The organism is Capnocytophaga gingivalis, assembly GCF_002302415.1.
Classification (GTDB): Bacteria; Bacteroidota; Bacteroidia; order Flavobacteriales; family Flavobacteriaceae; genus Capnocytophaga; species Capnocytophaga gingivalis.
Genome location: NZ_CP022386.1, coordinates 2,699,134 through 2,725,314 on the forward strand (window position 1 = coordinate 2,699,134; position 26,181 = coordinate 2,725,314).

A 26,181-nucleotide genomic window follows, 5' to 3' on the forward strand; every position below is an offset into this window, starting at 1 on the left:
AGAATGAAGAGTGAAAAGTGAAGAATGTAACCAGCGAGTGCCCACAGCTGGGTATGTGGTGAAGAGTGAAGAACTAACAACTAAGAACTAACGACTAAAAACTAAAGATTGTGTATATCATTATTTTAACGTATCAAAAAGACCTTTCAGAGGTTGAAAAACACTTAGAATCCCATCGTGCTTATTTAGATAAACATTATGCTTCAGGACATTTTGTTGCTTCAGGAGCACAGGTGCCTCGCAAGGGTGGGGTAATTTTGTGTAAAGCTGGCAGTAAGGAAGAAATACTGGACATCATTGCTCAAGATCCTTTTCACGAGCATCGAATAGCTGCCTATCAAATTATTGAATTTACCCCTACCAAATTCTCTGAGGCATTTGGGAAGGTACTCTCTTAAAACTATAATAACAAATGGATTTACAACAGCTAATTAAAAATTTCCCGTGGCGAAGATTTGGTACTCCTTACGAAACCAATGCCAATATAGTAAAGCAAAGTATAGTAAAAATACTTGATGGAGCAGCCACTGAAAAAGACTATCAAAATCTTATCTATAGTTTTGAATCACAAGCGTGGACGATAAAGCTCTCTCCTTGGGGAATGAGATTTTATCTCGCTTTGTTAGAAGAGGATAAAGCGGACAAAGCTATACTATTACGTGATATGCTCACACTTTTTGAGGCAGCAAATTATAGCTCTCAGTCTCCACAAGCTAAAGATTTTAAAGCTACTAAAGGAAAAGTTGCCAAATATGAAGCCTACAAAGAAAAACTATTCAATGATGCTTATGATGGCACTATGGATGAAGAGTTTTTAAAACTTGTCAAATCCTTAGACCGACACTATTACCATGTGGCTATTATGGAATTATTAGAAGCAAATGTCCCTTTGCTTCAGCACTTCACTACTTCCGAAGATAAGACTATAGCCCAGAGAGCCACCTCACTGATAGAAGCAATTAAGCATCCTAAAATATATCCTATTAATCAGTGAACAGTGAGCAGTGAGCAGTGAGCAGTGAGCAGTGAGCAGTAAGCTGTAAACAGTTATTACAATTCAAAATTAAAAACTCAAAATTAAAAACTCAAATGATGGACTGGCAACATCTACTTTCCTTGCGTAAACAAGGAGATACTAAAACCCGCTCACGAGAGCAAGAAGATCCTACACGACTAAGCTATGATGTGGATTACGACCGCATTGTCTTCTCTGGAGCTTTCCGTAGTCTACAGGACAAGACTCAGGTGATTCCCCTCTCTGGTTCTGGATTTGTACATACACGCTTGACCCATAGTATGGAAGTCTCCGTTGTGGGGCGCTCTTTAGGGCGTGCCATAGGGGCAAAGGTACTCCAGAAGTATCCTCACTTACAAGAGTTGGGCTACCAAATGAATGATTTTGGTACCATTGTTGCCTCGGCAGCTTTAGCCCACGATATAGGGAATCCTCCCTTTGGACATAGTGGTGAAAAAGCTATAGGAGATTTCTTTCGCTATCATGAGGGGAGTCTACTTAAGGGACAGATTTCCGATCGTGAATATGCTGACCTATGTAGTTTCGAGGGCAATGCCAATGGTTTTAAGATACTTACTGAAAGCAGAGCTGGGGTACAGGGGGGCTTGCGCCTTACTTATGCTACTTTGGGGACTTTTATCAAATATCCTAAGGAATCCTTACCTATAAAACCCTCAGGAGCCGTTTATGACAAGAAGTATAATATCTTCCAATCGGATAAGGCTTTTTTCCACGAAGTTGCCCAAGAACTTTCTCTCAAGGCAATAGTGGAGGGAGATGCGCTGCGCTATGTACGTCATCCTTTGGCTTTCTTGGTCGAGGCAGCCGATGATATCTGCTATACTCTTATCGATTTCGAGGATGGTATCAATTTAGGTTGGATTCCCGAGGAACATGCCTTGGAGTATCTCATTCAGCTGATACGTGGCAGCAAGATTAAGCCTGAGAATATCACCGAAAAATACTATCAGCTCTCTCATAAACAGGATAGAATCGCTTACCTCAGGGCGCTCTCTATAGGGACCCTTATAGGAGAAGCGGTGGCACTCTTTGAGGAAAATGAGGAAAGCCTCCTTAGGGGTGATTTTACTACTTCTCTTTTGGAAAAGAGTAAGTATAAGCACCAGATTAAGGATATCATTGACCTGAGTGTAAGCAATATCTATCAGTCCCCTCAAGTGGTAGAGAAGGAGCTGGCAGGGTATGCAATTCTTCAGCATTTACTAAGGGTCTACTTTACAGCGGTTTATCACAAGTGGCATGGAACGACCTCTTCTTATGACCATATTATTCTTAAGACGGTTCCTACTCGCTATCTCTTAGAAGAAGAGGAACTCTATGAGCAGATATTGGCCATTACTTGCTATGTAGCCAGTCTTACAGATACACAAACAACCAAGCTACATTCTAAGCTTAATGGAATTCTTTAATGATGAATACCAATAATCATTAATCACCAACAACTAATTACAGATGAAAGATTTACGTATTATATTTATGGGGACTCCTGATTTTGCAACTGGGGTACTCCAAAGAATGGTAGAGGAAGGGTTACAAGTAGTAGCCGTGGTAACAGTAGCCGATAAGCCTGCGGGGCGTGGGCAGAAGTTGCAAGAATCCTCTGTCAAGAAGTATGCACTCTCTCAGCAGATTCCGGTTTTGCAGCCTATTTCCCTCAGGGATGAGGCTTTTTTGGCAGCACTTAAGGAGTTTCAGGCCGATGTACAAGTGGTAGTGGCTTTTCGTATGCTTCCTAAGGTTGTCTGGCAGATGCCTTCCAAAGGTACTTTTAACCTACATGCTTCTTTGCTTCCAGACTATCGAGGGGCAGCCCCTATTAATTGGGCGATTATTGATGGAGAAACCACTACAGGGGTGACTACTTTTCTCATTGATGATCAGATAGATACTGGGGCTATTCTCTTGAAGGAGGAAGTGACTATCGCTCCACGTGAGACCGCAGGAACACTTCATGATAAGCTCATGACAGTAGGTGCCGATCTGGTGGTGCAGACCTTGGCTCTCATTGCCTCAGGGCAGGCCGTAGCTAAGCCTCAACCTAAGGAGGTGATGCCTAAGGAAGCCCCCAAGATACACAAAGAAACCTCCCGTATTCCTTGGGAAAAATCCCTCTGGGAGATAGATCGTTTTGTGCGTGGTATGGCTCCCTATCCTACAGCATGGGCATTACTCCATCATCAGGGAGAGGAATATGCGGTAAAGATCTATGAAGCTACTCCTGTAGACGAGCCCCATACTCTTAAGATAGGAAGTATTCGCTTGCAGCATAAAAAAATAGAAGTAGCTGTCCGAGGAGGGTTTTTACAGATTGAAATATTGCAGTTTCCGTCCAAAAAAAGAATGACTGCTCAGGAGTTTTTGAACGGATTTCACTTCACAGAGGGGGATTTTTTTGCTTAGATATGTATGCTTTTAGTTCATAAAAACATATAATAAAAACAAATAAAAAGATAAAGTTGCTCATTTTCAAATATTTTTCTTGTTGAAGTGATTGTTTTCTCAATAAAAATATTACTTTTGTACTGTATTTAACGATTTAAGTATTTAATTTTATGAACAAGACAGAACTCATCGACGCTATTGCACAAGAGGCTGGACTTTCAAAAGCCGATGCAAAAAAGGCCTTAGAAGCTTTTTTAGCAACTGTAGAAAAAACCTTAAAAAAAGGAGATAAAATCTCCTTGGTAGGATTTGGTTCTTGGTCAGTAACTGAAAAAGCTGCCCGTGAAGGAAGAAATCCTCAGACAGGTAAAACTATCAAAATACCTGCTAAAAAAGTAGTGAAGTTCAAAGCTGGAACTGAACTATCTAATGCAGTAAACTAATTTTAAATAGTTTCAAGAACAAAAGCTATCCTACAAGGGTAGCTTTTTTTAGGGAGTATAGTAAGGAAAAAAAATGATTTTTTTCTTGAAAACTTCCAAAAAAAATAGTAACTTTGAACCTTGAAAACACAGATGTTTTCCATAAAATAGAAATGAAAGATATAACCTTTGTGAATCCTGAATTTTTTTGGCTTTTTCTACTTTTTCCTCTTCTTGTGGGGTGGCTGTGGATTGGGCGAAAAAAAGAAATTCCTTCTGTACTTTTCTCCTCTTTGCAGGGAGTAAGGTCTGTTCCTACATGGCGTACACGGCTAAGACCTATATTGTATATCCTTCGAGGGTTGTCCTTGGTTTGCTTGATAATTGCCTTGGCACGCCCTCGCTCTTCTTCAGAAATTACCAAGACAAAAACCACTGAGGGGATTGATATTATCCTCTCGATAGATATGTCCTCCAGTATGCTTGCCAAAGACCTTAAACCCAATAGAATAGAAGCGCTTAAGAGAGTTGCTGCTCAGTTTATCCAGCAGCGTGCTTCCGATCGTATAGGGATTGTTGTCTATTCGGGAGAAAGCTATACAAAAGTACCTGCTACGACTGATAAATCTATTGTACTACAAGCTCTTAAGGAGATTAGGCAGGGAGAAATAGAGGATGGTACAGCCATAGGAATGGGCTTGGGTACAGCCATCAATAGGCTTAAGGATAGCAAGACCAAAAGTAAGGTGATTATCCTAATGACCGATGGGGTCAATAATACGGGGGTGATAGACCCACTTAGCGCTGCTGAATTGGCCAAAGAATATGGTATCCGTGTCTATACTATAGGAATAGGGACCAATGGAAAAGCGCTCTCTCCTGTGGCTTATAATCCTGATGGCTCTTTTCAGTATGATATGGTACCTGTGGAGATAGATGAAAAATTATTAGCTGAAATATCAAAAATTACCGGAGGACAGTACTTCAGGGCTACCGATAATAACAAGTTAGCACAGATCTACACTGAGATTGATAAGTTAGAAAAATCTAAAATAGAAGAACTAAAATACTACCAACATCAGGAAAACTTTCGCCTATGGGCTATTTTAGCCTTGGTTTTTCTTGTAGGCGAATTTGGATTAAGACATACTATTTTTAGAAGTTTTGTATGATACACATAGAAGAAAAGATATATTTTTATTTATTATTACTACTTCCCTTGATTGTGTTACTCTATTTTGGAGTACAGTTTTGGAAAGCAAAAGCCAGTAAGCACTTTGCGCAGAAAGCTACTTTCGCCCGCTTGGTGCCTCAGCGCTCTTTTTTTAAGCCATGGGTGAAGTTGGTTTTCTTTGCTTTGGTTTTTGTCTTCATCGTCATAGCTCTTGCCAATCCCAAGGTAGGGACTAAGTTGGAGACAGTCAAGAGGGAAGGGGTGGATATTGTCTTTGCTATTGATGTCTCCAAGAGTATGCTTGCCGAAGATGTCAAGCCCAATCGTATCGAAAAGGCAAAGCATATCATCTCCCAGCTTATAGAGGTACTCCATGGCGATAGAGTGGCTTTCATTCCTTATGCAGCACAGGCTTATCCACAGCTGCCACTGACCTCTGATTATTCCTCAGCCAAGATATTTCTGGAGGGTATCAATACCAATATGCTTTCTTCCCAAGGAACAGCTATAGGAGAGGCTATCCAGATGGCTATCAATTACTTTGAAGAGAGTTCTCAGACCTCCAAGATACTTATCATTCTCTCCGATGGAGAGGATCACCAGCAGGGGGTGGATACGGTTATACAGGAGGCTAAGGATAAGGGAATACGCCTTTTTACTATAGGATTGGGAACAGCTCAAGGGGCTACAATTCCTGTGAGTGAGAATGGGCAGATAGTGGCTAAAAGAGATAACAATGGACAGGTGGTTATCACCAAGCTGAACCAAGCTCTCTTGGAGGAAATAGCACAAGAAGGAGGAGGAAAATATTTCAATGGTGCCAATACCAAGGAGGTTTTGGATGCCTTACAAAAAGCATTGGATACCATAGAGAAAAATGAATACGAATCTCAGGTGTTTTCCGATTATAAGGATCAGTTCCAGTGGTTTTTAGCTATTGCCTTTGCTCTTTTGGCGATAGATATATTTATCTCATATAAGAAAACTTCTTGGGTACGCCGATTGAACCTTTTCGGAGAGCGAGAAAAGGTAGAAGTGAGAAGAAGTGAAAAATAATAAGTTTCCTCTTTAGGGGAAGGGGAGAAGGGGACAAATATAATTCTTACTTCAATCCTCAAAAACTTAAAACTCAAAATTCAAAACTCAAAACTTATAAAAAATCTTTTTATGAAACGAAAAAAAATTCTTTTTATCTTAGCCCTATTGGTATTGGGGATATTGGCTTATTTCTGGTTTAGCCAGTCTGCCCCTAAGGTAACTACTCCTACCACAAGTATTGAAAATAGGGATATCAAAGAGGAGATATACATCCCAGGCAATGTATATCCCGTGAAAGAAATCGAGCTAAAATCCCAACTCTCAGGGGTATTGGATAAAATCTTTGTCAAGATAGGAGATGTGGTACAAGAGGGATCTCCTGTGGCTTCTATCAGTCTGGTACCAAGTACCTTAGAGCTTGAGCGTTTGGAGAACAATGTCAAGATGGCACAGATCAATTATGATGCAGCTAAGCTCTCTTATGAGCGTTCACAGAAACTTTTTCAGGCACAGACAATCTCTCAAGCAGCTATGGAAAGTGCTCAGAGGGAATATGGTACTGCTAGGGAACAGCTTTTATCCGCTCAGAATCAGTTGGCTATCCAGAAAACGGGCAAGGTAGTGGGCAAGAAGGAGACTTCGAACATCGTCAAGTCCAGTATCTCAGGCACAGTGATAGATCTTCCTTTGGAAGAAGGGGCTTCTGTCATAGAGCGAAATACACTGAACTCTGGTATTACAGTGGCTATTTTAGCCAAAATGGGGCAATTTATCTTCCGTACCCAATTGGCCGAACAATATTTGGAGAATATACATTTAGGAGATAGCATCTCTTTAGCCTTCAATGCTTATAAGGATCTTAATACCAAGGCAAAAATTACTAAAATATCTTCTAAGGGTACTTTAGAAAATGGAATTATGAAGTATACCCTTGAGGCTGAATTTCCTGTAAACTCACAGATGCCAGTGATTCGCTCTGGATACTCAGCTACTGCGGAAATTGTGCTCAGTAGTAAGAAAAATGTACCTAGCATTGAGGAAAAATACATTACTTATAGAAATGATTCTACTTATGTGTGGGTAAAAAAGGGTGAAAAGATAGAGAAAAAGTATATCGAATTGGGTATCTCTGATGGTAAATATACAGAAATAACTCAAGGGCTTACCAAGGATGATAAAATTGTACAAAATGATTCAGCTAACTGATATAAAGAAGGCTTATCGTACTGAGTATGATACCCTTCAGGTGCTAAAAGGAATCAATTTGGAAATAGAAAAAGGAGAAATGGTTTCTATCATGGGTGCATCAGGTTCAGGGAAATCTACCTTGATGAATATTATTGGTTTGCTGGATACTTATGATAGTGGTACCTATCTGTTTGATAATAAGGATATGAAGAACTTGGACAGTATAGAGCGTTCCGCTTATCGTAGTCGGAATATAGGTTTTGTCTTCCAAGCGGCTAATCTTATTTCTTATAAGAATGTAGTAGAGAATGTAGCTCTTCCTTTGTTCTATCAAAATGTTTCCAAGAAGGAGCGTGAACAAAAAGCCATGGAGAAGCTCGAGCCCTTGGGGATTGCCAATTGGGCAAAGCACTTTCCTAATGAACTCTCCGGAGGACAGCGCCAGCGTGTGGCTATAGCACGGGCTCTTATTGCCGATGCTCCCTTGCTTCTTGCCGACGAACCTACAGGTCAGCTGGATTCCAAAACTACTAATGAGGTGATGCAAATCTTTAAAGAAATTAACCAAAGGGGAACTACTATTGTGATTGTAACCCATGAAGAGGATATTGCTGCACAGACCCAGCGAATCATACGTATTGTAGACGGACTCATACAATAAATTATTATTGATTCATGTAGGTTATTTCAAGGAAAAAACGTATCTTTGCATAAAAATATAATTTAGAGATAAAGAGTTAAGTAAATGAATGATATAGAAATAGAAGACTTTGTAAGAAATGTATATGATTTCCCTAAAAAGGGTGTAGTATTCAAGGACATAACACCTCTGCTGAGAAATCCTCAGATTACTCAGAAAGTGCTACAACAACTCATAGAGCCTCTCAAAGGGTTGAAAATAGACAAGGTTGCTGGGATCGAAAGCCGAGGTTTTCTCTTTGGGATGCTCTTAGCACAAGCCCTGCAAGTGGGCTTTATTCCTGTAAGAAAACCAGGGAAACTGCCAGCAGAAACCATCAGTGAGAGTTATGATTTGGAGTACGGACACAGTAGCTTAGAAATACATACCGATGCCATACTCCAAGGGGAAAAGGTCTTGGTACATGATGATGTCTTAGCCACTGGAGGAACGGCCTTAGCCGCTGCTAAGCTGGTAGAAAGACTTGGAGGAGAGGTCGTACGGTGCTCTTTTTTGATGGAAATAGCTTTCTTAAAAGGACGAGAAAAATTACACAAATATCAAATAAATAGTATTCTAAATTATTAATTATGAGAGAGAAAATACTTTCAGTACTCGCTTTAATGAGTATCAGTCAGGCTTTTGCTCAGGATAATCTTATCAACGCATTGGCCAACAATCAAGGAAAAGATGTACAAAAGTACTATCAGATCAAACCTGTTTTCGCAGTAGGGGTTACCGATGTGAAGGATCAGGGACACAGTGGAACTTGCTGGAGCTATGCAGGGTCTTCTTTCTTGGAATCAGAAATGATCAAAAAGAAAAAGCAACCTGTAGACTTGGCTGAAATCTATACCGCTCGTAAGGTGTATTTGGAAAAAGCCATCAACTACCTCCGTATGCATGGAGCTCTTACTTGGGCTGATGGGGGAGAAATGCATGATGTGATCAATATGTATCGCAAATATGGAGCTGTACCTCAGTCTGCTTATACAGGACTTATCAATGGCGCTACTAAGAACAATTTCAAGGAAATGCAGAAAGATCTAGAAGCATATCTTAAAGAAATTGTAGCTTCAGAAAAAGTACCTGCTAACTGGAAAGAAGTCTTCGAACAAAAAATGGACTCTTATTTGGGAGCAGTACCTAAGACCTTTATGTATAATGGAAAAATGTATACTCCAGAGACTTTTGGTAAGGAAGTAGTAGGCCTACAGGATGAAAAATACATGAGCCTTATCTCCATCGAAAGCCGTCCTAAGTATTGCAATACCCTCATGGCTGTTCCTGATAACTGGTGCTACGAATATGCTTTCAATGTCACTATGGAAGATCTTATCCGTACTATTGACTATGCACTAAGCAAAGGGTATACAGTAGGTTGGGGAGCCGATGTTTCTGAAAAATCTTTTAGCTGGAGAAATGGTTTAGCACTTGTTCCTGAGAAAGATTACAAAGACCTCAGCGAAGCAGAACAAAAAGACTATTTCCATGTATATTGGAATGAAAAACAAATCACTCCTCAGATGCGTCAAGAAGCTTTCGATAACTATGAAACTACCGATGATCATGCTATGCAAATCGTTGGACTTGCCAAAGACCAAAAAGGAAGAGAATATTACATAGTAAAGAACTCTTGGGGAACTAGCAATGATAACAAAGGATACCTATATGTAAGCAAAAACTATGTTCGTTACAAAACTATGAACATTATAGTGAATCAGAAAGGTACTCCTAAGGATTTGGTTAGAAAGTTCAAAAAAGCTCCTTATATAAGCTAGTAAAATCTTTTCTTGACACTGTTTGAGATATCAAAACCTAAATTGCTATATGATGATACAAAGATTTTTTTCTGTTCTTGTACTCCTTGGTGCAGGACAAGCCTTTGCTCAGGAGAACTTGATCAACGCATTGGCCAATAACAAAGGAACAGATATACAAAAGTATTACCAAATCAAACCGATATTAGCCTTGGATGCTACTGAGGTGAAGAATCAGGGTTGGAGTGGTACTTGCTGGAGCTATGCTGGGTCTTCTTTCTTGGAATCAGAAGCCTTGAAGAAGAAAAAACAACCTGTGGATTTGGCCGAAATCTATACCGCACGTAAGATCTATTTGGATAAGGCGATTAATTATGTACGTATGCATGGCGCGCTCAACTGGGGCGATGGGGGAGAACCTCATGATGTGATTAATAGCTATCGTAAGTATGGGGTGATTCCTCAGTCGGCCTACACAGGGCTTATCAATGGAGCAACCTATAATAATTTCGATGAGATGCAAAAAGACTTAAAACCATACTTGGAACAGCTTGTCAAGATGAAAAAGCTCCCAAGCGATTGGAAGGAAGTCTTTGAGAAAAAAATGGATACTTACTTAGGTGCCGTGCCCAAGACCTTTATGTATAATGGTAAGATGTATGACGCTCACTCTTTTGCCAAAGAATATGTAGGCTTGGAGGATGAAAAATACATCGAAATGATTTCCGTAGAGGACAGACCTAAGTACCAGAATGTACTAATGGCTGTACCTGACAACTGGAGCTATGACTATGCTTTCAATGTGAATATGGAGGATTTCATCACTACCATTGACTATGCTTTGAGCAAAGGCTATACAGTAGGTTGGGAAGCCGATGTATCTGAAAAATTCTTCAGCTGGAAGAATGGTCTGGCAATCGTTCCTGAAAAAGATTTTGATAACCTCAACCCAGCAGAACAGGAAAATTATTATCATACTTATTGGAAGGAAAAAACGATTACTCCTCAAATGCGCCAACAGGCTTTTGATAATTACCAGACCCTCGATGACCACTCTATGCATATCGTAGGACTTGCCAAAGATCAGAATGGTAGGGAATACTATATTGTAAAGAACTCTTGGGGAACTGAAAATGATAACAAAGGTTATCTTTACGCAAGTAAGGACTATGTTCGCTATAAGACCATAGCTATTTTGGTAAACCAAAAAGGAGCTCCTAAGGATTTGGTTAAAAAATTCAAAAAAGCTTCTTATCTAAGTTTATAGTTTTTCCATATTTATATGGAGGCCACCCTTTTGGGTGGCTTTTTTTGATTCAGTGTAAAAAAAATCCTATCCTACTCACCTAAGTAGGATAGGACAACACACAAAGTTACTCAGTATTATCGCAGGCGGTCTGCCGATTTTACCAATTCTTCGTCCCTGTGAATGGCACGATTGGCCAAATACAAAAATACGATAGAAATGAATGGAACTACGAGCTGAACACCTTTCTCAGAAAAAGAATTTTCTCCAGATGATTGTAGCACCCTCCACGAGAATACACCTAGTAAAATAAGGTTACACAAAATGTTGATTCTATTTAAAACAAATTGGTTTTGGCGGTTCTTAAAAAGAAAAATACTTGTTATTGCCAGCAGGCAACTGACTCCTAAGAGCCCCAAAGTAGTCCAATCTCCTATACTATAGAAAGAAAAAACTCCACTTATGATGCTGACAATCAATAGATAAATGGTTTGTATACGCTGTATCATCTTATTGATTTATGAGTGGCAAAGATAGTGAAAAAAATTTTTATAAAAAATTTTTTTTCAAAAAAAAATATGTACCTTTGCAATCTCAAAATTAAGTATTTCAGGGATAGGTAATTCCTCTGTATAGTTCCAAAGTGACACCATCCTTGAAGAAATATTCTATCTTATTTGATGGCTTATCTAAGAGCAGTGTACAATACGGCTGCAATATTCATATAAGCAAACTTTCTATCAACAACAACTCATATCAACTTACCAATATATGTTTGAAATTTCCGATTTAAAGGAGAAGAAACTTCCTGATTTGCAAGAAATTGCACAATCTTTAGGGATGAAAAAAACAAAAACCCTTAAAAAAGAAGAGCTTATCTATCGTATTATAGATTTCCAAGCAGAAAACCCTTCTCTGATTACCCCAGCCAAAGAATCCTTGCCTAAGGAAAAAGAGAAAAAAACAAAAACTCCAAAAAATAATAAAGAACAAGAAGCTCCTACTCCACAGGTGACTACTCCACAGGGAACGCCTAAAACAAAAGAAGTACATCCCAAAAAGGAAAAATCTAAAAATAATACCCCTCTGCCTAAGGAAAATACTCCAAAACCACAAGATACTCCAGCCAAGGATACGGGTGCTCCTGCTCCAAAGAAAAAAAATGATGCTCAAGGAAAGGGTGAAGGCAAAGGGAAATATACACCCAATAAAGATAAAAAAGGAAATAATAATTTCCCAAAGCAGGAACGTAAAGAGGTAACTGCCAATGCTCCTATAGAGAATTCTACTGTAAGTAACAATAATACCAATCAAAACAATACTCCTTATAATACCTCTCCTAAGGTAAATAATGGGGAGAATTATGATAAGGAAAAGAAGAATCGCTACCGTTCTCCTGATTTCGAATTTGAAGGGATTGTAGAGTGTGAAGGGGTTTTCGAACTTGTTGCTGACGGCTATGGTTTCCTTCGCTCTTCGGACTTTAATTACTTGGCTTCTCCCGATGATATCTATGTATCTCCTTCTCAGATACGCCTCTTTGGTCTCCGTACTGGAGATACAGTATTGGGGACTGTACGCCCTCCTAAGGAAGGAGAGAAATACTATCCCTTGATTAAAGTGCTTAAAATCAATGGATGTGATCCTCAATCGGTACGCGATATGGTGTCTTTTGACAATCTTACTCCAATATTCCCTAATGAAAAATTCAATCTATCGGGCAGAAGAAGTTCTACTTCTACTCGTATTATAGACCTTTTTGCACCTATCGGAAAAGGACAACGAGGAATGATTGTGGCTCAGCCTAAAACAGGGAAAACAACACTGCTTAAGGATATTGCCAATGCAATATCAGACAATCATCCAGAGGTATACTTGATGGTATTACTCATCGATGAACGTCCAGAAGAGGTAACTGATATGCAAAGAAGTGTAAGAGGGGAGATCATCTCCTCTACCTTTGACAAAGAAGCTACCGAACATGTCAAGATCGCTAATATTGTATTGGAAAAAGCAAAACGCTTGGTAGAGTGTGGGCATGATGTGGTTATTCTCTTGGATTCTATTACCCGCTTGGCTCGTGCTTATAATACAGTACAGCCTTCTTCAGGGAAAGTACTTACAGGGGGGCTCGATGCCAATGCGCTACACCGTCCAAAACGCTTTTTTGGAGCTGCGCGAAATATAGAAAAAGGTGGCTCTCTCTCTATTATTGCTACAGCACTTACCGATACTGGTTCCAAAATGGACGATGTGATTTTTGAAGAGTTCAAGGGTACAGGTAATATGGAATTGCAATTGGACAGACGTATAGCCAACAAGCGTATATTCCCTGCGATTGATCTGATAGACTCCTCTACGCGTCGTGATGACCTATTGCAGGATGAAAAGACACTTCAGCGTATGTGGATTGTTCGTAAGTATCTTTCAGAAATGAATGTAGTAGAAGCTATGGAATTTATCCATGATAGAGTGAAAAAAACAACAGATAACAATGAGTTTCTCATGACTATGAATGAATAAAAAAATCGGGATTTTTTTCCCGATTTTTTTTATTAATCATCTACTCTAAGAAATTTTCCTTTGGAGTTGAACTCTAAGTCAATATCTCCTGTGAGTTCCACTTCATAGCCATAGCGTTTTTTCTTAATATCCTTAATAGTAGAAGAGGCATAATTCTTCTTTACATAATCTCTAATACCTGAAGGAATGATGGAAGCAGGAATTTCAGAACCTCTTGATTTTATTTCTTTCCATTCTCCATTAGGAAGGAATTCTACTTCGGTTCCATTGCTTAGAGCTACTGTATAATCTTCTACACGAAGCATCTCTGTATCTTTCCATACTGAAGCGACTTCTTCTTTAGGGAAATGGGTTTTTACAAAATTCTGAGCCTTGGCAGGAAGTTTGTCAAAAGTGATTTGTACATCATCCTGTGCCATAGCAGCCTGCAAGGCAAAAAGAGCAGTAACTACGGTTACCATTTTTCTAAATCTGTTCATAAAAATAATTTTATATAGTTTTATGCAGCAAAGATAAAACATATAATTGAAAAAAAATCAGAATAGAAAGCTATTTTTTTGTAAATTTGCAGTTCTAAATAACAACGATGAAAATACACTTTATTATAGAGAGGATGAAAATACACTCCAGCGTATGAGGATTGTTCGTAAGTACCTATCCGATATGAATATAATGGAAGTTGTCGGGCTTATCCAAGATAGAATGAAGAAAACAAAGGACTATGAAGAGTTCCTTATGAGTATGAATGAATAAAAAAATCGGGATGTACTCCCGATTTTTTTATTTTTGATTAGTCGCCTATACGTAGGAATTTTCCGTTTCGGCTAAATTCTAAATAAGTTCCTCCAATGAGTTCTACTTCGTATCCATTGCGTTCTTTACTGATTTTCTTAATAGGATGACCACTGTAATTCTGGCTTACATATTGGGCAATCCCATTAGGAATAATCTTTGCAGGAATTTCAGAACCTCTTGATTTTTTTATTTCTTTCCATTCTCCATTAGGAAGGAATTCTACTTTGGTTCCATTGCTTAGAGCTACTGTATAATCCTCTACACGAAGCATTTCTATTTCTATGTCTTTCCATACTGAAGCGACTTCTTCTTTAGGGAAATGGGTTTTTACAAAACTCTGAGCCTTGGCAGGAAGTTCGTCAAAAGTGATTTGTACATCATCTTTAGGGGAATAGGCTTTTACAATACCCTCATCCTTGGCAGGAAGTTTGTCAAAAGTGATTTGTACATCATCCTGTGCCATAGTAGCCTGCAAGGCAAAAAGAGCAGTAACTACGGTTACCATTTTTCTAAATCTGTTCATAAAAATAATTTTATATAGTTTTACGCAGCAAAGATAAAACATATAATTGAGAAAAAATCAGAATAGAAAGCTATTTTTTTGTAAATTTGCAGTTCTAAATAACAACGATGAAAATACACTTTATTACTCAGGGAGAACCTTTTTTACAAGCCCTTATAGAGGGACTCTCTCCACTACATGAGGTGTCGGAGAGCGTCTCTGGGGCAATGCCTACCTCTGATACAGAAGTGGTGGTTATAGCTCAAGATATCTCCACTTCCGATCCGCAATGGCAAAAAGCCCAAGAACTCCAGTTGCCTATTTATTCTTATGGAGCTTTCCTATACCAACTTCATAAGCTAAAAACCCGAGTGGTTGTCACTGGCACCCAGGGTAGGGAAGAAATAGCGGCTATGGTACTACATACAATGGAATATTTCTCCAAAGAAATAGACTATTTTTTAGAAACGCCCATAGGGGATAAGCCTTCTTGTAGATTTTCTACAGGAGCGGAATTTGTTTTGATAGAAGGCAATGAATCCTATAGTGAAGTGGATAAGGCTCCAATATTCCATACCTATGCACCTACCTTGGCTTTGGTTAGCCATATTGAGGAGACTTCAAAGGAGGTATATGCTGATTTTATCAATACTATCACCAAAGGTGGAATCTTGGTGTATAATCAAGAAGATTCCCCGCTCTCTTCTATAGCAGAAGCTACAGAGAATCAACTACGACTCATGCCCTATGTCACTGCTGATTATATAGAAAATGGACAAACTACCTATCTTGTTACTCCTGAAGGGGAAATGCCTCTTATGATCTCAGGAAAGGAGAGGATGAACTACCTATCAGGCGCTAAGTGGCTTTGCCAAAATCTTGGTATCGATGAGCAGGATTTCTATGAGGCAATGGCAACCTTTGAAAGTGAAGAGTGAAAAATGAAAAAGTGAAGAACTACCTTATAGTAATTCTTCACTTTTTACTTTTTATTCTTTGTTCTTTACTTTTAAATACGATTATAAGGTATTTACATTATTGAGGTCTTCGAAGGCTTTCTTCACACGAGCTATGAAAGTCTTTTCTCCTTCTCTGAGCCATACACGAGGGTCATAGTACTTTTTATTAGGTACATCCGCTCCTTCAGGATTTCCTATCTGGCTTTGTAGGTAAGCGGCTTTGTTCTTCATATAGTCACGTACCCCTTCGGTGAAGGCATATTGTAGGTCGGTGTCTATATTCATCTTAACTACCCCATAGCTAATTGCCTCACGGATTTCCTCGAGAGTAGAGCCTGAACCTCCGTGGAATACAAAGTCAATAGTGTTGTGTGCTACATTGTATTTCTTAGAGATATACTCTTGTGAGTTTCTTAGGATCTTAGGGGTAAGTTTCACATTCCCTGGCTTGTATACACCGTGTACATTACCGAAAGCTGCTGCAATGGTAAATTGTGGACTTACCTTGAGGAGCTCTTCGTAAGCATAAGCCACATCTTCAGGCTGGGTGTATAGGCGAGACTCATCCGCATCGGAGTTATCTACTCCATCTTCTTCTCCTCCAGTGATACCAAGTTCTATCTCAAGCGTCATCCCCATTTTGCTCATACGCTCAAGGTATTTCTTACAGATTTCGATATTCTCTTTCAGTGGTTCCTCTGAAAGGTCAATCATGTGAGAACTGAAAAGAGGCTTGCCAGTAGCCTTGAAATGTTCCTCAGAGGCATCCAATAGCCCATCTATCCAAGGAAGCAATTTCTTAGCACAGTGGTCAGTATGTAGGATAACTGTAGCTCCATAAGCTTCAGCTAACTGGTGTACTTGCTTGGCCCCTACGATAGCCCCTAATATAGCGGCTTTTTGACCTTCGTTGGAAAGACCCTTGCCTGCCATAAATTGAGCTCCTCCGTTGGAGAATTGGATAATTACGGGTGCTTTCATAGCCACAGCAGCTTCCAATACACCATTGATACTGTTAGAACTGATAACATTTGCTGCGGGGAGGGCAAATCCTTTTTGCTTTGCATATTGGAAAATCTCTTGCACTTCTTTTCCTACTGCAACTCCTGGTTTAATGTTGTGATTCATGGTATTACTTTTAAAATTGCCACAAATGTAATACATTTTCTTTAAAGAGAAAAATATATTTAGGAAATTACCCTAAAAATAATTTACTGACATTACCTTGCCCTGCCCATTGCATATCATAGACTTCATCGGCAAGGGAAGGGTCATCTACTTGTTGTAGACCTTGTGCCTCAGCCTTGATCGCCAGTAGGTTACCGATAGTGAGCTTGCTATTGAGTTTCTCTAAGAGGGTTTTTACCCCAATTATAGAAAGTGCTTGCACTACTTGTCCTTGGAAAGGGAGCTCCATCCAGATAATCTCTTTAGCCTCTACATCCAACACTCCAAAAAGGAGTCCCTTCTGTAAGGGCTGAGTAATACGCACCTGATGAATCACCGCAGAAGGGTCATAAGCAACCCCTGTACGTTCGGATACTTTCATCTTATGCTTACTATCCATCCAACCTACGACTAAGTTAGGCGACAAAGCACCATTGGAATACGCATTGCAGGTAAAAAGTACATATTTAGCCTTGTGCTGGCGTAGGGTATTGACATCAATATTGATATACTCGGCCGTACCTACCTTATCAGGAATACTGCGGATATCCCCACTATGCTGGCAACCTAAGGTGGTAAGATTGTGGAAATAGCAGATGTCTGTTCTGTCTTTATAGACAATACGGCAGGACAAGTCCATATCCAAGTGTTGAGCTGGCAGGTCTTTCCCCCATTGCATAAAAAGGCGTATTTCGTTGCCCTCCAATGGGAAGTGGGTACCCATAAGGGTGGCATTAAAGTCATGTACATTATTACTTCTATCCCCTATAGGTAATGGAATATGATAGAGTTGTGGGTCTATATAGATAGATTGGTTCTTGTTTTCTTCCTTAGCAAACTGACGTTGGATGCTCCATAAGCAAAGGTCTTCTATCTTAGCTTTCATCTCAGCCAATTGCTCCTCATTATAGCTTCCGACAACCAAAGGGTGCTTAGGGATTTCTACTCGAGTTCCTAAAATAGTCTGTACGCTGCGCTTTCCCTCTTTGCTAAAGTACAAATCGGCATACATATTCAGGGTAAAGAGTAAGCGAGTAGGCACCTGATCTATGATTTCCTTGAAAGCTTCAAGTGTCTCGTCCGCTCCTAACCATAACATGCAGGAAAAGAGAGATCGAGCAAAGACCCCAGGGCGTTGTTTAAGCAAGGAAAAAGCCTTTTCACTATCCATATTTAGGTAAGCAGCATTGAGTTCGGCTTGCCATACCTCATAACGTTCGTTATAGAATACGTCCAAAAGAGTAGCGAGCTGTTCGAAACCCTTCTTCTTGCTGTATTCCGCCAAGCGTAAGGCACGGATAAAGCGCACCCACATCTCACGCTTAAGGTGCATGATCTCACATGCCTTTTCCGCTGAAAGCGGTAAGGCATTGAGCCAACGCGCTACACGGGCACATTCGGAGCGAGAGTACTTGAGCTTGAGTCCTTTTTGCGCTTTTTCTTTGGCAGAGAGGTGTTTGTCTAAAGATTTGGTAATATGGCTGTGATTTAGCGCTTCTTTTTTGATGATAGTCTTAGGCTCTACGATTTGTAAAAAACTGGTTTTTTTATACCACAAATAGCGCAATATATCGGTAGGAGAGCTAAAACAAGCACCCGCTTCCGCTTCCTTACCTTGAGCAATATAGTTATCTACCACCAAGACAAGTGTCTCCTTCATACCAATATGAGTCTCAGGAGCTACTGAAAAGTAAGGGAGTAGCAATTTAAGCGAATCTGCCTGAGTCGCATCCAAGGCTGTTTTGGAGCTTAGTAGGTTTTGGAAAAAGGTATCAGCTTCCGCTTCACGCCATAGATCAAGGATTTTGAGTTTGCTACCTTGTCCTTGATATTCTATTTCTCCAAGTTCAAAAGGGGTACCACAGAAAGGGCAACCGTTGTAGCGCCACAAAGGAAAAGTACCATAAGGAATATAGTGTCCACAGGCTAAAAAACGTTCTTGCTTAGGGATATCATAGTCCTTGTAGCTTTCATCTTCCTTTTCATAGTAATAATAATCTTCATAAAACTCATTGTCATATTTGATCAGTTCTGGATTTTGATTGAAGAAAGCGGTGATAAGATGGTCAATGAACCCTTCCCCTGTAGGTATTTCCCAATTCTTGATAAGGGGTGCCCAGTTGAGTTTTACATTCAGTACCTTTTTTATCACCTTGACAACTGACTGACGATACTCATTGGTAGTACCATTGATAGCGTGCAAAAGCTCTTCAGTAACCCCAAAACCATGTTGGCGTAGGGCAGCTACTAGTTCCAAGGTACCTGGCTGTATGGCTCTTTGTGAGACCATAGGATCAGGGACGAATAAAGCATTTTGCCTTAGGGCAACTTTCAGTAGGGCGATTGTCTTTTCCATAGTGTGATACAATAAAAAAAGAAAGGTAATCACAGAAGTAAATCTTAACCTAAAAGAGAGAAGTAACTTCTGTTTGACCTTTCTTAGTTGTTTTTGTAGGACAGGTGGGACTCGAACCCACAACCCGGGAGTTAGAAGCTCAGAAGTAAATGGTAATTGACCTCGCATGGAAATAATCTTACCATTACCTGCTCTACCCAATTGAGCTACTGTCCTAATATGTTATAAATTTGTTTTGTTATAGAGGTTCTTTTTCTCTTTCTGAGTGCAAAGTTAGAACCCTATTGCGCAATGTTTTTGCGTAGTAGTAAGAAAAAGATATAATTAACAAAAATATAACAATTATGTTGATTTACACCGACACATTAAAATCCCTAAGAGCCTCATTGAGAGAGGTTTTTAGGTCGGTAGAGGCTTTTCGTTGTCCAATGATAAGGGCACAGGGAACCTGATAAGCGCCAGCAGGGAATTGCTTGGTATAGCTACCAGGTATAACCACTGAGCGGGCAGGGACATAACCCTTGTATTCTACAGGTTTTTCGCCTGTTACATCTATAATCTTGGTGGAGGCAGTCAGTACTACATTGGCGCCTAAAACAGCTTCTTTCTCTACACGTACACCTTCTACGATGATGGAGCGAGACCCTAAGAAGGCTCCATCTTCTATGATTACAGGAGCTGCTTGTAAGGGCTCTAGTACTCCTCCAATACCTACCCCTCCACTGATGTGTACATTCTTTCCTACTTGGGCACAACTACCCACTGTAGCCCATGTATCTACCATGGTACCACTATCCACATAAGCTCCGATATTTACATAGGAAGGCATCAGTACAACTCCTGAAGCTAAAAAAGCCCCACGACGTGCGGTAGCAGGAGGTACTACACGTACACCCTTGTCTTCGTAATTATGCTTGAGGGGAATCTTGTCATAGTATTCGAAGATACCTACCTCTTTGGTTTCCATTTTGCGGAAAGGAAAGTATAGAATAACTGCTTTCTTTATCCATTCGTGTACTTGCCATCCCTTATCAGAGGGAGTGGCTACTCGGAGTTCTCCACGATCAAGCAAGTCTATGGTGGCGTCAATGGCATTCATGGTGACCTCGTCGGAGAGGAGACGGCGGTTTTCCCATGCATTCTCTATTTTCTCTTGTAAAGTTTTTATATTCATAAGTAATCAGTTATTGTTTATGCAAAGATAATAAATCTAATGATTGATGGAGTAATGTTTAATGATTAATTAACGCTCTATGATTGGTATATCAGGTGCTTGTAGGGAGCCCCTGCTAACATTTTCATATCCGCATACACGAATCCCATACGTTGGTATAGTTTTTCAGCCTTAGGATTGTCCATGGCAACCAATAGGCCTAAGGTTTTTCCCTTAAGAAGTTCTTTTAAATGGAGTAGGAGAGAAGAGCCTATTCCATTGCCTTGTACTTTTGGGGATACACTTAAGGTATCTATGTAGTACTCTCCTGCCTGAGTCTCAGGCTCCAAGCGGATATGATGTCCGTAGGAGGAATGAACAAAGTCAAATACTGTTTGAGAGAGGGTGGCTATATGTGCCCCATTGTAATAGACCAATGAACCGAGAATCTGATTGTCCTTTTCGTAGACCAATGTATTCTCATAAGAATATTGGTTATTTTTTTGGATAAAAAGTCTTTCCAAGAATCGAGTGGCCTCCTTGGGGTCATTTCGATTTATAAGCTTGAAAACAATCTCAGACATAGCCTGAAACATAAGGGGTGCTACAGAGGGAGCATCCTGGGGAAAAGCAGTTCGTATCATTGAAATAAATAGGTAATGGTTCCGATTTGTTTGATCTTGCTATCCTTGTTAAAGCGAGCTTTTCGCGCGTAATAGATAGCATTGTCTATCAAGCAGCCATTGGCTGTAGAAGAAGCACTTTTATTGTAGGAGGCTTCTATGACATGTCCTTGTCCATCTACAGTGATATTGATAACCACCTTGCCCGAAGCATCGCACGTATATACAGGATTAGGTAGTTCAGAGACAGCATCTCTTCCTACCAAGGAGTAGGAAATAAGAGTACGCTTATTGGCTTTCTTATCTTTAGGTTGGGCTTTGTATTTCTCTAATTCCTTGAAAGACATTCCATCATTGACCTTGTGAGGTTCTACCTTAGGCGGTTCAATACCTTCGCCTTCTTCAGGGCTATTTTCACCTTCTCCAGAGGCATTTTCTGCCTCTTGTTTTGCCAAGAGATCATCCAAGGTTTCGAGATCCTCGGCTTGTTTTATACGTGAATCGGCTTCGTTGTAGGCGCGGGTAGTTACTTGGGAGTTGTCAGCGGGTTTGTCTTCCTCTGTTTGGGGATCTTCGAGTTTTTCTTGTTCTTCCAATAGCTTAGTGATTTCTTCAGTGGGAGGCACTTCAAGCCATATCTCTTCGGGCTTGTTGTTCACTCTTACAATAATGAAAGAAACCAATATACAGAGCATGATTGAGAGGGTGATGACAAAGGCTGTTTCTTGCCGTGACATCCCTAAGGATTGGAATTCGCGTTTGAGGAATTGTGTTAGTTTCATATGTTGGTATTTAAAAGTTCTACAAAAGCATCGGGGGATAGGGCATCTGCAACGGAATGATTTCCTATCTGAGTGCGTCTGAGTGAGGTTAAGTGGGCACCACTTCCTAAGGCTTTTCCTATGTCATGAGCTAAGGAACGTATATAAGTACCCTTGCTACAATGCACTTCAAAGGAAAGGGTATTCTCCCCTGAAGGAGTGAGAGCTAAGGAATGAATAGTAATTTCTCTTTCTGGTATTTCGGTAACTTCTCCTTTGCGAGCCAGTTCATACAGGCGTTTTCCGTCTTTCTTAATAGCTGAAAATAGGGGGGGGGCTTGTAGGAGCACCCCAGTGAATTGCATTCTTACTTGCTCTATTAGTTCCTCTGTGATATGAGAGGTTGCAAAGCGAGCATCTATTTCAGTTTCCAAATCATACGAGGGAGTAGTCGCTCCCAAGGCGATAGTACCAGTATAGGTCTTGGGGGCATCCTGTAGGGACGAAATCAGCTTGGTATGCTTCCCTGTACATAGGATAAGCAAACCAGTAGCCAAAGGGTCGAGAGTGCCTGCATGGCCTATTTTGAACTTTTTTAAGTGGTATTTTTTGATGATAGCCCATTTGAGCTTATTGACCGCTTGAAAAGAACTCCAGTGCAAAGGCTTGTCTATCAGTATAGTTGTCCCTTCTATAAGCGTATTCATCCTTGAAAATATTTGTACGATATTAAAAACTGTGGCAAAAATACATTTATTTTTTTTAATTCTTGATATTTTTCTTGAAATAATTTGTTAGATGAAGGAGTGAACAGCCATTGGTGCTTAATCGTTACTTCTTGTCTTTTTGGAGAGCAAAAAATCAATCTTTGAAAATCGGACATATAAGTGTTAAAATATCTTTATTTAGAATAAGAATAAAATACTAAAAAAAGCTATTTTCATTTTGTAGAATGAAAGAAAATACTTATTTCTGCAGCAGAAAAGATATAAAAACAAAAATCAAAATGCCAACGTCTTCTAATGAAAGCAATCTTAAAAAAAATAAAATTTTTAAGTATCTGATTCCTTCTTTAGTAGGGATTGTGATAGGCTTGTGTGGGTATATATTTTACCTTTCCAAGGCGCATTCTTATCTTTCGGATGACCCTAAGGCGTGTGTGAACTGCCATATCATGGAGCCGGAATATGCTACATGGTCGCACTCCTCACATGGACGCAATACGGTCTGCAACGATTGCCATGTACCTCATGACAATGTGTTCCGTAAGTATTACTTCAAGGCCAATGACGGGCTAAGGCATGCTACCATGTTCACCTTTCGACTTGAACCACAGGTGATCAAAATGCATGCTCCAGGGCAGAAGGTAGTACAGGAGAACTGTATCCGCTGCCATAGCACTCTTGTCTCTGAAGTAAGGCTAGGTAAAGTAACTGCTCCTATGGCACATGCCGATAATGGTAAGCTCTGCTGGGAGTGTCACCGCGAGGTGCCCCACAGTCGCGTACGCGGACTCAATGCCGCGCCTCATTCTCCTGTACCTATCATAGATGATATGGGTGAAAATACCCCACAGTGGATACAGGATCTAATAAAAACAGAAAAAAATAATTGATTAAAAACAAACTAATTTATACAACGATGAAAAAGAAAAATTGGTTACTAGTAGGAATATTAGCTATAGTGACGTTCCTTTTAGGTTTGTTAGCTAATTCCATAATGAATAGGTCTCATGAGGCCGAATTTATAGCCAAAGGTGGTAATAACTTGGAAGACCAAGAGTGCCGTAATGAGCTTTACAAAGAGTTTTACCCTCGTCAGTATGACTCTTGGGAAGCTACTGCCGATACTACCTTCCGCTCTAAGTATATGAGTAGCCGTGCCGACGATATGTTAGCACAACGCCCTGAAATGGTTATCCTTTGGGCTGGGTATGCCTTCTCTAAGGACTATACTTCACCACGTGGGCATATGCATGCCATAGAGGATGTTACTCGTACCCTCCGTACAGGAGCTCCTTCTGAGACTACCCACTCTCCACAGCCAGGTACTTGCTGGACTTGTAAGAGCCCTGATGTACCTCGTCTTATGAAGAAAGTAGGTTTGGAAGAATACTATAGTGCCCCTTGGGACAAGTGGGGTAGCGAAATAGTGAACCCTATTGGTTGTGCTACTTGCCACAATACTAAGACTATGAAATTGGAAGTACACCAACCAGCGTTGGCTGAGGCTTTTGCTCGCCAAGGAAAAGACATCAACAAAGCGACTCACCAAGAAATGCGTTCGCTCGTTTGTGCTCAATGTCACGTAGAGTACTACTTCAAAGGGGATAAGAAATATCTTACTTTCCCTTGGGATAAAGGTAAAACAGTGGAAGATATGGAGAAATATTATGATGAGTCTGGCTGGACAGACTATGTTCACAAACTTAGCCGTACTCCTATCCTCAAAGCACAACACCCTGACTTTGAAATTTCTCAATTCGGTATCCACGGACAAAGAGGTGTTTCTTGTGCAGACTGCCACATGCCTTACAAAACTGATGGTGCTGTGAAATTCACTGATCACCAAATCTCTAGTCCTTTGCGTAATGTCACAGCTAGCTGCCAGACATGTCACCGCCAAAGCGAAGAAGAACTTAAAAAGAACGTATATGATCGCCAAGATGCTGTAGTTTCTTTGCGTAATCGTTTGGAAAAACAATTGGCTAAAGACCACTTCAAAGCTAAATTCTTGTGGGATAATGGTGCTACTGAAGAGCAAATGAAACCTATCCTAGCTCTTTTGCGCAAATCACAATGGCGTTGGGATTATATCACTGCTTCTCACGGCTCTGCTTTCCACGCTCCAGTAGAGGCTATGCGCGTACTTAGTGATGGTATGAATTTTGCGATGCAAGCAGAAACCGATATGGACAATCTTACAAACAAGCTTAATATAAAAACTGCTTTTGTAATGCCTGATATCAGTACTAAGGCTAAGGCTCAAAAAGAAATTGGCTTAGACATGCCTAAGGAAGAAGCAGCTAAGAAAGAATTCTTGAAAACTATCGTTCCTAAATGGCTCGAAGAAGCTCGTAAAGAAGGTCGCTTAGTTACACAAAAATAGTGCGAACTGCACAAATAATTAGGGGCGAATGACAATTCGCCCTTACTTTTTATATTTTGATTAATCATTAATCATTAACCATTAATCATTATTAATGAAGTCTTATCCTTTCGCTATTGTTTTTTCTCTTACCGCTGTAGTGGTAGGACTGGTGCTACAACTCTCCATAGGCAGTATCAGTAAGAGTTGGTTTAGCTTTCCTTACAATGTGGTAGGGGGAGCCGTCTTTGTCTTTCTGACAACGGCTATTTATTTTCTTTGGCGCAAGACCAACTTTATACTTCGTTTCGCCTCGGCACCTTTTGCCATTGTTACAGTGGTAACACTTGGGGTACTGACCATTGGGCTGGGAAGTATCAATGTAAAGCCTGAGGAACTTACAGGTATCCTGGGCAAGTTGGGCTTAGATGACCTTACCAAGACATGGTATTTTGGCCTTGTTTTCTTTTTGACCTTAACCAATCTTTGGTTTTCTATCCTCAAGCGCTCTATGGTTTATCAGCGTAAAAATATCGCTTTTTTGCTCAATCATTTTGGACTTTGGTTAGTGATGTTTGCTGGAGTCTTAGGGCAAGGGGATATTGTACGCCTTACGATGGATTTAAAAAAGGATACTCCTCAGTGGCAGGCTAAAACAGCTGATGATAAGGTAGTAAGCCTCCCTATAGCCATAGAGCTTAAGAATTTTTCTATTGATATATATCCTAACAAACTTTTTGTTATAGATACCACAGGAACTTCTCTTCCTAAGGAGAAGCCCATAGGGTTCATGCTCGAAAGAGAGGGCGCACAAGCCACTTTGCTCAACTGGAAGGTGACGCTACATAAGTATCTTGAAAAAGCAATACCAGATACCGATTCTACTTATATCAACCATACTATGTGGGGAGCTACCAATGCGGCCTTAGTCACAGTAGAGGATTTGCGTACGCACCAAGTGAAGAAGGAATGGATCTCCGCAGGGAATTTTCAACTTCCTCCACGTGCTATAGACTTAGATAAAGGTCATACCCTTGTTATGGCACCTCCTGAAGCACGTAAGTTTGAATCAGAAGTGCTTATTTATCAGAAGGGGAGCAACACTATTCTTCAGGAGAAAATAGAGGTAAATCATCCTATAAGTGTAGGAGGATGGCGTATCTATCAGCTTAGTTATGATGAGCGTATGGGGCGCTGGTCAGATCTTAGCGTAGTGGAGCTTGTCTCCGACCCTTGGCTACCAGTGGTCTATACGGGTATTTTTCTACTTATTGCTGGTGGTATAGCGCTCTTATTTGAAATAAAAAGGAATTAGTTGTCAGTTGTTAGT

Annotated in this window: 27 protein-coding genes and 1 tRNA gene; 18 read left to right on the forward strand and 10 right to left on the reverse strand. The window is 40.2% G+C overall.

Annotated elements, in window-relative coordinates:
• Window positions 1-110 precede the first annotated feature (110 nt).
• The 12 genes from CGC50_RS12980 (at window position 111) to CGC50_RS13035 (ending at window position 10,946) form a co-directional block, all read left to right on the forward strand.
• Entirely contained in the window at window positions 111-398 is a 288-nt protein-coding gene (locus CGC50_RS12980) for a YciI family protein (protein WP_095911149.1), read from the forward strand.
• Between the two features lie 14 nt (window positions 399-412).
• Entirely contained in the window at window positions 413-994 is a 582-nt protein-coding gene (locus CGC50_RS12985; protein ID WP_095911150.1) for a hypothetical protein, read from the forward strand.
• A 98-nt stretch (window positions 995-1,092) separates the two neighbouring features.
• The gene (dgt, locus tag CGC50_RS12990; RefSeq protein ID WP_198541614.1) at window positions 1,093-2,445 is read left to right on the forward strand and encodes a dGTP triphosphohydrolase; all 1,353 of its coding nucleotides are present in this window, start codon (window positions 1,093-1,095) and stop codon (window positions 2,443-2,445) included.
• 43 nt (window positions 2,446-2,488) lie between these two features.
• Entirely contained in the window at window positions 2,489-3,436 is a 948-nt protein-coding gene (gene fmt, locus CGC50_RS12995) for a methionyl-tRNA formyltransferase (protein ID WP_095911152.1), read from the forward strand.
• 152 nt (window positions 3,437-3,588) lie between these two features.
• Window positions 3,589-3,861: an HU family DNA-binding protein gene (locus CGC50_RS13000; RefSeq protein WP_002667689.1), complete on the forward strand. Its 273-nt coding sequence runs from the start codon at window positions 3,589-3,591 to the stop codon at window positions 3,859-3,861.
• A gap of 152 nt (window positions 3,862-4,013) precedes the next feature.
• On the forward strand, window positions 4,014-5,012 hold the full coding sequence (locus tag CGC50_RS13005; protein ID WP_095911153.1) for a vWA domain-containing protein: 999 nt from the start codon (window positions 4,014-4,016) through the stop codon (window positions 5,010-5,012).
• Window positions 5,009-6,070, forward strand: a complete 1,062-nt coding sequence (locus CGC50_RS13010; RefSeq protein ID WP_095911154.1) for a VWA domain-containing protein — start codon at window positions 5,009-5,011, stop codon at window positions 6,068-6,070. The genes CGC50_RS13005 and CGC50_RS13010 overlap by 4 nt, the downstream gene beginning before the upstream one ends.
• A 111-nt stretch (window positions 6,071-6,181) precedes the next feature.
• Complete coding sequence (locus CGC50_RS13015; RefSeq protein WP_095911155.1) at window positions 6,182-7,258, forward strand: efflux RND transporter periplasmic adaptor subunit; 1,077 nt, start codon at window positions 6,182-6,184, stop codon at window positions 7,256-7,258.
• Window positions 7,242-7,901, forward strand: coding sequence for an ABC transporter ATP-binding protein (locus CGC50_RS13020; RefSeq protein WP_002667727.1), 660 nt, complete (start codon window positions 7,242-7,244; stop codon window positions 7,899-7,901). The genes CGC50_RS13015 and CGC50_RS13020 overlap by 17 nt, the downstream gene beginning before the upstream one ends.
• A gap of 93 nt (window positions 7,902-7,994) precedes the next feature.
• A complete protein-coding gene (locus CGC50_RS13025; protein ID WP_198541672.1) occupies window positions 7,995-8,507 on the forward strand; it encodes an adenine phosphoribosyltransferase in 513 nt (170 codons plus the stop codon).
• 2 nt (window positions 8,508-8,509) lie between these two features.
• A complete protein-coding gene (locus tag CGC50_RS13030) occupies window positions 8,510-9,700 on the forward strand; it encodes a C1 family peptidase (RefSeq protein WP_002667834.1) in 1,191 nt (396 codons plus the stop codon).
• A 52-nt stretch (window positions 9,701-9,752) separates the two neighbouring features.
• Window positions 9,753-10,946 (forward strand): C1 family peptidase, encoded by a 1,194-nt coding sequence (locus tag CGC50_RS13035; protein ID WP_002667675.1) that lies wholly within the window; start codon window positions 9,753-9,755, stop codon window positions 10,944-10,946.
• Window positions 10,947-11,062: 116 nt separating this feature from the next.
• On the opposite strand, the gene CGC50_RS13040 is transcribed toward CGC50_RS13035, so the two are convergent.
• Window positions 11,063-11,434, reverse strand: a complete 372-nt coding sequence (locus CGC50_RS13040) for a DUF4293 domain-containing protein (protein WP_002667904.1) — start codon at window positions 11,432-11,434, stop codon at window positions 11,063-11,065.
• A 262-nt stretch (window positions 11,435-11,696) separates the two neighbouring features.
• Here CGC50_RS13040 and rho point away from each other — a divergent pair, with 262 nt between their 5' ends.
• Window positions 11,697-13,448, forward strand: a complete 1,752-nt coding sequence (rho, locus tag CGC50_RS13045; RefSeq protein ID WP_095911156.1) for a transcription termination factor Rho — start codon at window positions 11,697-11,699, stop codon at window positions 13,446-13,448.
• A 32-nt stretch (window positions 13,449-13,480) separates the two neighbouring features.
• On the opposite strand, the gene CGC50_RS13050 is transcribed toward rho, so the two are convergent.
• Window positions 13,481-13,927, reverse strand: a complete 447-nt coding sequence (locus CGC50_RS13050; RefSeq protein ID WP_002667872.1) for a PepSY-like domain-containing protein — start codon at window positions 13,925-13,927, stop codon at window positions 13,481-13,483.
• 46 nt (window positions 13,928-13,973) lie between these two features.
• Here CGC50_RS13050 and CGC50_RS13055 point away from each other — a divergent pair, with 46 nt between their 5' ends.
• Window positions 13,974-14,201: a hypothetical protein gene (locus tag CGC50_RS13055; protein ID WP_002667829.1), complete on the forward strand. Its 228-nt coding sequence runs from the start codon at window positions 13,974-13,976 to the stop codon at window positions 14,199-14,201.
• A 37-nt stretch (window positions 14,202-14,238) separates the two neighbouring features.
• Here the strand turns inward: CGC50_RS13055 and CGC50_RS13060 are convergent, their stop codons facing one another.
• The gene (locus CGC50_RS13060) at window positions 14,239-14,766 is read right to left on the reverse strand and encodes a PepSY-like domain-containing protein (protein WP_002667756.1); all 528 of its coding nucleotides are present in this window, start codon (window positions 14,764-14,766) and stop codon (window positions 14,239-14,241) included.
• A 107-nt stretch (window positions 14,767-14,873) separates the two neighbouring features.
• Between CGC50_RS13060 and CGC50_RS13065 the strand changes: the two genes are divergently transcribed.
• Window positions 14,874-15,683 (forward strand): hypothetical protein, encoded by an 810-nt coding sequence (locus CGC50_RS13065; protein ID WP_002667911.1) that lies wholly within the window; start codon window positions 14,874-14,876, stop codon window positions 15,681-15,683.
• An 81-nt stretch (window positions 15,684-15,764) separates the two neighbouring features.
• Here CGC50_RS13065 and fbaA read toward each other — a convergent pair whose 3' ends face one another.
• From fbaA to truB, 7 genes are all read right to left on the reverse strand, one after another.
• The gene (gene fbaA, locus CGC50_RS13070) at window positions 15,765-16,832 is read right to left on the reverse strand and encodes a class II fructose-bisphosphate aldolase (RefSeq protein WP_002667754.1); all 1,068 of its coding nucleotides are present in this window, start codon (window positions 16,830-16,832) and stop codon (window positions 15,765-15,767) included.
• Window positions 16,833-16,899: 67 nt separating this feature from the next.
• Window positions 16,900-19,227: a TerD family protein gene (locus CGC50_RS13075; protein ID WP_095911157.1), complete on the reverse strand. Its 2,328-nt coding sequence runs from the start codon at window positions 19,225-19,227 to the stop codon at window positions 16,900-16,902.
• 96 nt (window positions 19,228-19,323) lie between these two features.
• Window positions 19,324-19,443: transfer RNA gene (locus tag CGC50_RS13840), tRNA-OTHER, on the reverse strand.
• A gap of 136 nt (window positions 19,444-19,579) precedes the next feature.
• A complete protein-coding gene (locus CGC50_RS13080; RefSeq protein ID WP_095911158.1) occupies window positions 19,580-20,401 on the reverse strand; it encodes a 2,3,4,5-tetrahydropyridine-2,6-dicarboxylate N-succinyltransferase in 822 nt (273 codons plus the stop codon).
• 77 nt (window positions 20,402-20,478) lie between these two features.
• Window positions 20,479-21,024, reverse strand: coding sequence for a GNAT family N-acetyltransferase (locus CGC50_RS13085; RefSeq protein WP_095911159.1), 546 nt, complete (start codon window positions 21,022-21,024; stop codon window positions 20,479-20,481).
• Window positions 21,021-21,785, reverse strand: a complete 765-nt coding sequence (locus CGC50_RS13090; RefSeq protein ID WP_095911160.1) for an energy transducer TonB family protein — start codon at window positions 21,783-21,785, stop codon at window positions 21,021-21,023. The genes CGC50_RS13085 and CGC50_RS13090 overlap by 4 nt, the downstream gene beginning before the upstream one ends.
• Entirely contained in the window at window positions 21,782-22,471 is a 690-nt protein-coding gene (truB, locus tag CGC50_RS13095) for a tRNA pseudouridine(55) synthase TruB (RefSeq protein WP_002667699.1), read from the reverse strand. The genes CGC50_RS13090 and truB overlap by 4 nt, the downstream gene beginning before the upstream one ends.
• Before the next feature lie 299 nt (window positions 22,472-22,770).
• Between truB and nrfH the strand changes: the two genes are divergently transcribed.
• From nrfH to CGC50_RS13110, 3 genes are all read left to right on the forward strand, one after another.
• Window positions 22,771-23,379 carry a cytochrome c nitrite reductase small subunit gene (nrfH, locus tag CGC50_RS13100; protein ID WP_095911380.1) on the forward strand — a complete coding sequence of 203 codons (609 nt, stop codon included), beginning with the start codon at window positions 22,771-22,773 and terminating at the stop codon, window positions 23,377-23,379.
• Window positions 23,380-23,405: 26 nt separating this feature from the next.
• Window positions 23,406-24,872, forward strand: a complete 1,467-nt coding sequence (gene nrfA, locus CGC50_RS13105) for an ammonia-forming cytochrome c nitrite reductase (RefSeq protein ID WP_095911161.1) — start codon at window positions 23,406-23,408, stop codon at window positions 24,870-24,872.
• A 94-nt stretch (window positions 24,873-24,966) separates the two neighbouring features.
• A complete protein-coding gene (locus CGC50_RS13110; protein ID WP_095911162.1) occupies window positions 24,967-26,166 on the forward strand; it encodes a cytochrome c biogenesis protein ResB in 1,200 nt (399 codons plus the stop codon).
• Window positions 26,167-26,181 lie beyond the last annotated feature (15 nt).